At 52.8% G+C, this 1,250-nt stretch carries 1 protein-coding gene; it reads left to right on the top strand.

What is annotated here, in order from left to right; translation table 11 throughout:
- A partial coding sequence (locus B9A22_RS24825) for a DDE-type integrase/transposase/recombinase (RefSeq protein ID WP_139796402.1) occupies positions 1-1,250 on the top strand: 1,250 nt, incomplete at both ends.

The raw sequence follows: 1,250 nt of genomic DNA, 5'->3' as shown, positions 1-1,250 counted from the left end.
GGGTTCAACTGTTGTCGCCATTACTAGCAGAGGGGCTTGATGCCGCAAAGGCTAGGCAAATCAAGTCGCGGATTTGCGAGCAGACAGGAATATCCGAACGTACCTTGCGTCGCTATCTGGCGCAGTATCAAGCCGATGGTTTCAGTGGATTAAAGCCCAAAGGCAAGTGTTCAACCAATAACCAAGAGACGATCGCCCCCGAAATTCTCGAACAGGCCATTCTCCTCCGCCGTGAAGTACCGGGGCGCAGTGTTTCACAAATCATTCAGATTCTCGAATGGGAAGGTCGAGTTGAGCCAGGTCAAATCAAGCGAAGCACGTTGCAGGAGAAGCTGGCAGAACGTGGCTACAGTACGCGCCAGATGCGGATGTATGCGGACTCCGGTGTGGCGTCGCGCCGATTTCAGCAAAAGTGCCGGAACCGACTGTGGCATTCCGATATTAAGTATGGACCGTACCTGCCCATCGGGCCGGGCGGTGTGAAGAAACAAGTGTATCTGGTGACGTTCATCGACGATGCTACCCGGTTCGTTTTGCACGGAGAGTTTTATCCGACACTCGATCAGGTCATTATCGAGGATTGTTTTCGCCAGGCCATCGCCAAATACGGTACACCGGAATCCGTTTATTTCGACAACGGAAAACAATACCGTACGAAGTGGATGACACGGGCCTGCTCTAAACTAGGAATCCGCTTATTGTTCGCCAAGCCCTATTCTCCAGAAGCCACTGGCAAAGTGGAACGCTTTAACCGAGTGGTGGACAGCTTTCTTGCCGAGGCGGCGCTGGATAAACCGCAAACATTGGACAAGCTCAACATTCTATTTTGGGTATGGCTTGACGAGTGCTACCAGAACAAGCCTCATTCTGCTCTGGGGGAAAAGACAAGTCCTCAAACCGCCTACCAGAGTGACAAGAAACCGCTGCGCTTTCTCGATCCGGCTGTTGTTACCAACGCCTTTCTGCACTGCGAAGAGCGTAAAGTGGACAAGGCTGGCTGCATCAGCTTCGCGGGTCAAAAGTATGAGGTGGGGCTTTCATTCATCGGCTGTACGGTTGACGTAGTATATGACCCCGCAGACATCAGCGAACTTACCGTCGAATACCAAGGACATACGCCATGGAAAGTGAAGCAGCTCATGATTGGCGAACGCACAGGCAAACGTCCTGCGCTACCCGGACATCTAACACCACAGCCAGCCGACTCGTCAAGACTCCTGGCGGCAGCGACCGAAAAGAACCAAGAGCGA

The organism is Sporomusa malonica (genome assembly GCF_900176355.1).
GTDB lineage: Bacteria > Bacillota > Negativicutes > Sporomusales > Sporomusaceae > Sporomusa > Sporomusa malonica.
Note: the sequence above shows the minus strand (reverse complement) of the source record. Positions and strands in the feature narration are given on the sequence as shown.